Here is a 6,221-nt window from a genome sequence, read left to right on the forward strand (position 1 = left end):
CACGTCTCGCGGGACGGCGTGTCCGGTCACGAAATCTCGGTCGGGGCGATGTCGCGCATCGGCTCCCAGCCGTCATCCGGATCGACGCGGCCGTTGAGGGCGGCACCGAGAAGCAGACAGAGTCCGCCGAAGTAGACCCAGGTGAGAACCAGCAGGACGGTCCCGGCGATACCGAACAGTGCGACGCTCTCGGCGGTCGAGACGTAGATGCGAAAGCCGAGCGACAGTACGGTCCAGGAGAGGGCCGCACATAGCGCGCCGGGGAGGATCGCGCGCGGAGACCCCGGCCGGCGGGAAGAGGTAGTACATCGGGAAGAACACGACGAGCAGGAGGAACGCGAGTAGAACGCTGCTTGCGGCCGTTGCTACCGTGCCACCGACGAAAACGGAGAGACTCACATCGACGACGCTATCCAGCGTGACGCCGAGAGCAACCGTCGCCGTGAGCAGCGCGGCGTTGACGGCTGTCACGAGGGGTACCGTCGCCGCGTTGGCGACGGACGACTGGGTTTTTCGTGCGCCGTAGATCTCGGCAAACGCACTGTTTACCGCCCGGAACAGCCGGGCACCGCTCCACAGCAGAATCACGAACGCAAGCGTTCCAGCACGCACGATATTGGTATCAGTGGTCCCCGTAACGAGGAGTGCATCCTGGGTGAGAACGCCCTCGAGTTCAGTTGCCGCCTCGACGGCGCGAAGCAGTGGTTCGAACGTGTCGACGAGACTCATCCCGACGAGCAGCAGGATGAGGAGCGGGATGAGTGCGTTGAACGCGTGATATGCGAGGCGGCGGAGATGACGCTGAGATGGTACTTTCGGGCGACAGCAGCGACGTTTCTGACGAGTGCGAGTGAACTCGCCGTCCGTGTCCGTGTCCGTGAGTCGGCCATACGCTGTCGACAACGAACGATCGGAAGTGAGTACGGTTGTCGGCAGGCGTCCGGTGGACGTTCGTTGACGCGTGAGATCACCGGGAGTCGTCTCGGCCCCGTCGATAAGTGAGATAACAATATTTAACATTTTGTGGCGACTGTGTTATTATATGAGCGTCGTTAGCGTCTCGATGCCCGAAGCGTTACTCGAACGGATCGACCAGTTTTCCGAGGATCACGGCTACTCCGGCCGGAGCGAAGTGCTCCGAGAGGCGAGTCGTAATCTCCTCGGCGAGTTCGAGGACAAGAAACTGGAAGGTCGCGACCTGATGGGCGTCGTGACGGTGGTGTTCGACTACGAGACGACGAGCGTCGAAGAGAAGATGATGCACCTCCGCCACGAACACGAGGATCTCGTCGCTTCGAACTTCCACAGCCACGTCGGTGGCCACCACTGTATGGAACTGTTCGTGCTCGAGGGATCGCTCGATGAGATTTCGACGTTCGTCGGCAAGATTCGAGCGACGAAAGACACGCTCACGATCGATTATTCGGTGCTTCCCGTCGACGATTTCGGGCCGCTGGCCGAGATGAGCTAAGGACGAAACCGCCGTACCGTCTCAGTCACCATTCAGTGGCCGTCTCGGCGGGATCCAGTCTCGTTTTCGAAACCGACCGGCTGAGCCGTCACCGCCGGCGACCGGGCGTTGAACCCCCGTTCCCGAGGCGGGCGAGATCGATCATCGAGACGGATACCTGAACTCGGGTCCACCGATCGAACCCGACGGCACGCCCTCGTTTTTGCGCTGTTTCGTCTTCCCGATGCGATTCTCGACGACGACGGACAGCTGCTTCGCTGACAGTTCGCAGGAGGTGTCGATCGCCCAACTCGACCGCGAACCTCATTGGTGGCATCTATTATTACTCAAACAGCTCTCAGTATTAATAGTTAGTATTTTAGTAGTAGGTATTCATAATCGGAGTATGCAATCGAGCACGATCCGGTTGCCGATCCCAGCGCCTGTTTCGAGTGAGAGCCTTGGTACCGGACACTCACAGCGCGGCGAGAACCTCCTTGAACTCCCGAACGGGTACGACTGCCGTCGATTCCACGGCGACATGCTCGCGGAAATCGGCCGACTGGCCGACGAACGGGACTTGGAGTATCCGGTCGCGAACGAATGATGTGCCACGACCGACCGGTCTCACCTCAGCCGACGACCGTCAATGAGTACGCCGCGACGAAACCCGAAGTTTTACAACCACACTTTCACTACTACAATTCATATTGCATGGGAGGGCGCTCGACGGTGATCGACGGAGAATCGACGACCGCCATCGCGGACTGTACTCTCGGGCGGGGACGAACGACGATCCAGCACTAGCATGCTGCGATCCCTCCTCGCTCGACTCGGCTCGCTGTCGGTGGTGATGGCCGGCGTCTCGCTAATCACGTACGGATTCGTGTTTCTCACGCCGGGTGATCCGGCGCATACGATCCTCAGAGAACAACGCCAGAGTTCACCCTCGGCCGCGGAAGTTGCGGCCTTTCGCGCGGAGCACGGACTCGACGATCCCTTCCTCGTCCAGTACGGTTCGTGGCTCACCGACGCCGTACAGGGCGATTTAGGCACCTCGTATCTGCAGTCCGAACCCGTCACCTCGCTGGTGCTCGCACAGCTTCCGAACACGCTCGAACTCGCGCTGGCGGCGACGGCCGTTTCGGTGCTACTCGCCGTTCCGATGGGCGTGGTAAGCGCCGTCCACCGCGGTACCTGGATCGATCGAACGAGCCAGATCGCCGCGCTGGTCGGTGTCTCGATGCCGAACTTCTGGCTCGGGTACCTGCTCATCCTTGTTTGCTCGCTGTGGCTCGGCCTGACGCCGGTCAGCGGCGCGGGAACGCTCGGCCAGCTCGTCCTCCCGGCGCTCACGCTCGGCACCGGGATGGCGGCGATCGTCACGCGCCTCGTCCGCGCATCGATGCTCGAGGTACTCGACGCCGACTACGTCGATACCGCGCGATCGAAAGGCGTCCGCGAACGGCTCGTGGTGTACAAACACGCGCTCCGGAACGCTCTCGTGCCAGTCGTGACGATCGTGGGACTCCAGTTCGGGACCGTCATCAACGGTGCCGTGGTCGTCGAAGCCGTCTTTCAACGACCGGGTCTCGGCACGCTGCTCGTCGACGCCGTCTTCGCCCGAGATTATCCGATCGTGCAAGGCGTCGTCCTGCTCACGACGTTCGCGTTCGTCGTGACCAATCAACTCGTCGATCTCGCGTACATCGCCCTCGACCCGCGCATCGAACGCAGAGGTGAGCGACCGTGAGTAAATCGACGACTGAACTCGTCCCGTCGAACGTTGGTCTCGGCGGGCTGTACCGGCGGTACCGGCGGTTCGCCTTCCACACGAATACCGCAATCCGCCTCGGAGGCGGGGTCATCGGACTGCTCGTCCTCGTCGCCCTCGTCGGTCCGGTGGTGTCGCCGTACGATCCGACGACGCAGGTGCTCGAGATGCGACTGCGGGGCCCGTCGCTCGCCCATCCGCTCGGTACCGACGCGCTCGGCCGAGACGTGGCGACCCGACTCGCGTACGGGGCCCGCGTCTCGCTCGCACTCGCGCTCGCGGCGACGCTCGTCAGACTCGTCCTCGGGACGACGGTCGGCCTGCTCGCCGCCACGGGTGGCCGACTCGTCGACGTACTGTTGATGCGACTCGTCGACATCCAGCTCGCGTTCCCTGGCCTCGTGCTCGCGCTCGTGATCGCGGGCGTCCTCGGGCCGAGCCTTCGAAACGTCGTCATCGCGCTGTCGATCGTCGGCTGGGCGTCGTACGCACGGGTCGTGAGAGGAACGGTCCTCTCCGTCAAAGAGCGCCCGTTCGTCCAGTCCGCGACGCTCTACGGGACGCCGTGGCACCGACTGGTCAAGCGCCATTTCCTCCCCCACGTCGTGAATCCCGTGATCGTCCTCGCGACGCTCAACCTCGGAACGATCGTCCTCGCGGCTGCCGGGCTTTCCTACCTCGGACTGGGTGCACAGCCCCCGACGGCCGAATGGGGGTCGATGATCGCCGACGGGAGAAACTACATGCGATCGGCCCCGTGGCTCATCACCGCACCCGGCGTCGCGATCATGGCGACCGTCATCGGTTTCAATCTCCTTGGGGACGGATTGCGAGACCGGTTGGACCCCGACCACCTGGACGACCGACAACGGAGGCGAACCTGACGATGGGTGGTCCGCTCGAAATCGACGATCTCCACGTTCGCTTTCGCACCCAGTCCGACACCGTGCACGCCGTCAACGGCGCGTCGTTCGAGATCGGCCCCGGCGAAATCGTCGGTCTGGTCGGCGAAAGCGGCTGCGGCAAGTCGGTCACCGCCCGCTCGATCGTCCGCCTCGAATCTCCCGGTGAGATCGTCGACGGGCGCATTCGCTACGACGGGCAGGACCTGACGACGGCCGACGACCGGACGCTCCGACGGCTCCGCGGCCAAGAACTCGCGATGGTCTTTCAGGACCCGTCGACGACGTTGAACCCGGTTTACCCGATCGGCGAGCAGATCGCCGAGGCCCTTCGAGTTCACCGCGAGCCGGACGCGCAGCCGTTTTTCAAAGAACTCGCGCTCGGGGCGAGTGCCCGACTCCGATCGACGAGCGTGCGCTCGACCGTCCTCGAACTCATGGAGACCGTCGGGATTCCACAGCCCGATCGGCGAGTCGACGACTATCCCCACCAGTTCAGCGGCGGGATGCGTCAACGGGCGATGCTCGCGATCGCGCTCGCTCGGCAGCCGTCCGTCCTGATCGCCGACGAACCGACGACGGCCCTGGATACGACGACGCAGGCGGCGATCCTCGACCGTTTGGCCGAACTCAACGACGAACGCGGGATGGGAATGCTGGTGATCAGCCACGACTTCGATGTCGTCTCGGCGCTGTGTGACCGGATCGTCGTCATGTACGACGGGGTCGTCGTCGAACGGGGGCCGGCCGACGAACTCCGGTCGGATCCTGCACACCCCTACACGAAGGCGTTGCTCGGGTGTCTGCCGCGCCGCACCGAGCCCCGGTCGCGGCTCCCGACGGTCGCGGGGACGCCGCCGGACGGAGCCGCGTCATCGGGGTGTGCGTTCGCCGATCGGTGCCCGTTCGCGACCACCGATTGTCGGACATCGTCACCGTCGACGGTCGCGGTCGGATCGGACCGAACGGTTCGGTGTGACGTGCCGGCTGCCCGCGACGCGCCGATCGAGGCGGTGCGGACCCCCCAGCCGGACACCCGGAGCGACGCGCAACGCGACGCGCCGTCGCTGGCCGTCGACGGCGGCGCGGATACAGCCGCGGCTGCGGCGGCTGCTCCGGACGGCGATTCTGGACGGGACCCGGGCGGCAACTCGGGATCGGGATCGGAGCCGGGACCGGGACCGAGACCGGAACACGCGGCCGAGCCGATCGTCGAACTCGAGGGCGTCACGAAATCCTTCCGACAGTCGGACGCGCTCCTCGATCGACTCCTCGGAACCGACGACCGAGTGCCGGCCGTTACCGGCGTGTCCCTCGACCTTCGACCGGGAGAAACCGTCGGCCTCGTCGGCGAAAGCGGCTGTGGAAAGTCGACGCTCGCCCACCTGGTCGCCGGCCTCGAAACGCCGGACGACGGAACGGTCTGCCTCCGCGGCCAGCGGGTCGGCGGCGTCGACGCGCGGACGAGTTCACAACTGGCCGAGATCGACGTCGTGTTCCAGCACCCGGGCGCGAGTCTCAATCCGAAACGGACGGTGGCACAGTCGATCGGCGAACCGCTCCTCGAAGCGGGGTGGGCGGAGCCGCGGCGGGATGATCGCATCGCGACGGTGCTCTCGCTGGTCGGACTCTCGCCCGCCGTCGCCGATCGGTACCCGCGACAGCTCTCGGGCGGCCAGCGCCAACGCGTCGCGATCGCTCGCGCGCTCGCGCTGGAGCCGTCCGTGCTCGTCCTGGACGAGCCGACGGCCGCACTCGACGTGTCGACGCAGGCGACGATCCTGAATCTGCTCGCCGACCTGCAGGACGACCTCGAACTCGCGTATCTGTTCGTCTCGCACGACCTCGACGTCGTTCGCCACATCGCGGATCGGGTCGCGGTGATGTACTGCGGTGAACTCGTCGAGGTCGGGCCGGCGCGCTCGACGCTCTCGAATCCGGCACATCCATACACGCAAACGCTGCTGGATGCGATCCCGGACGGTCGAACGGGAGCCGACGGCGGGTCGCGATCGGCGACGGGGTCGGGCAGCGATGCGCTCGCAGGAGAACCGCCGAATCTCGCCGCGCCGCCCACGGGCTGTGCCTTCCACCC

The 6,221-nt window shown here is 65.0% G+C and carries 5 protein-coding genes and 1 pseudogene; 5 read left to right on the top strand and 1 reads right to left on the bottom strand.

Annotation, left to right across the window (positions count from 1 at the left end; all coding sequences use genetic code 11):
* Nucleotides 1–26: 26 nt before the first annotated feature.
* A pseudogene (locus tag C480_RS13990) lies at nt 27–890 on the bottom strand (YihY/virulence factor BrkB family protein).
* A gap of 152 nt (nt 891–1,042) precedes the next feature.
* Between C480_RS13990 and C480_RS13995 the strand changes: the two are divergent.
* The 5 genes from C480_RS13995 to C480_RS14020 all read left to right on the top strand — a co-directional run.
* The gene (locus C480_RS13995; RefSeq protein WP_006108539.1) at nt 1,043–1,471 is read left to right on the top strand and encodes a nickel-responsive transcriptional regulator NikR; all 429 of its coding nucleotides are present in this window, start codon (nt 1,043–1,045) and stop codon (nt 1,469–1,471) included.
* Nucleotides 1,472–1,856: 385 nt separating this feature from the next.
* Entirely contained in the window at nt 1,857–2,057 is a 201-nt protein-coding gene (locus C480_RS14000; protein ID WP_006666269.1) for a hypothetical protein, read from the top strand.
* Between the two features lie 201 nt (nt 2,058–2,258).
* Nucleotides 2,259–3,203 carry a nickel ABC transporter permease gene (nikB, locus tag C480_RS14010; protein ID WP_006666271.1) on the top strand — a complete coding sequence of 315 codons (945 nt, stop codon included), beginning with the start codon at nt 2,259–2,261 and terminating at the stop codon, nt 3,201–3,203.
* Nucleotides 3,200–4,108: a nickel transporter permease gene (gene nikC / locus C480_RS14015; RefSeq protein ID WP_006666272.1), complete on the top strand. Its 909-nt coding sequence runs from the start codon at nt 3,200–3,202 to the stop codon at nt 4,106–4,108. Before nikB ends, nikC begins: the two co-directional genes overlap by 4 nt.
* A gap of 2 nt (nt 4,109–4,110) precedes the next feature.
* On the top strand, nt 4,111–6,221 hold a 2,111-nt coding region (locus tag C480_RS14020), incomplete at its 3' end, for a dipeptide ABC transporter ATP-binding protein (protein WP_006666273.1).

The sequence above is a fragment of the Natrialba aegyptia DSM 13077 genome, assembly GCF_000337535.1.
GTDB lineage: Archaea > Halobacteriota > Halobacteria > Halobacteriales > Natrialbaceae > Natrialba > Natrialba aegyptia.

Coding starts and splice junctions, on each gene's coding strand:
- nikB (WP_006666271.1), top strand. CDS start 2,259: ATGCTGCGATCCCTCCTCGCTCGACTCGGCTCGCTGTCGGTGGTGATG.
- C480_RS14000 (WP_006666269.1), top strand. CDS start 1,857: ATGCAATCGAGCACGATCCGGTTGCCGATCCCAGCGCCTGTTTCGAGT.
- C480_RS13995 (WP_006108539.1), top strand. CDS start 1,043: ATGAGCGTCGTTAGCGTCTCGATGCCCGAAGCGTTACTCGAACGGATC.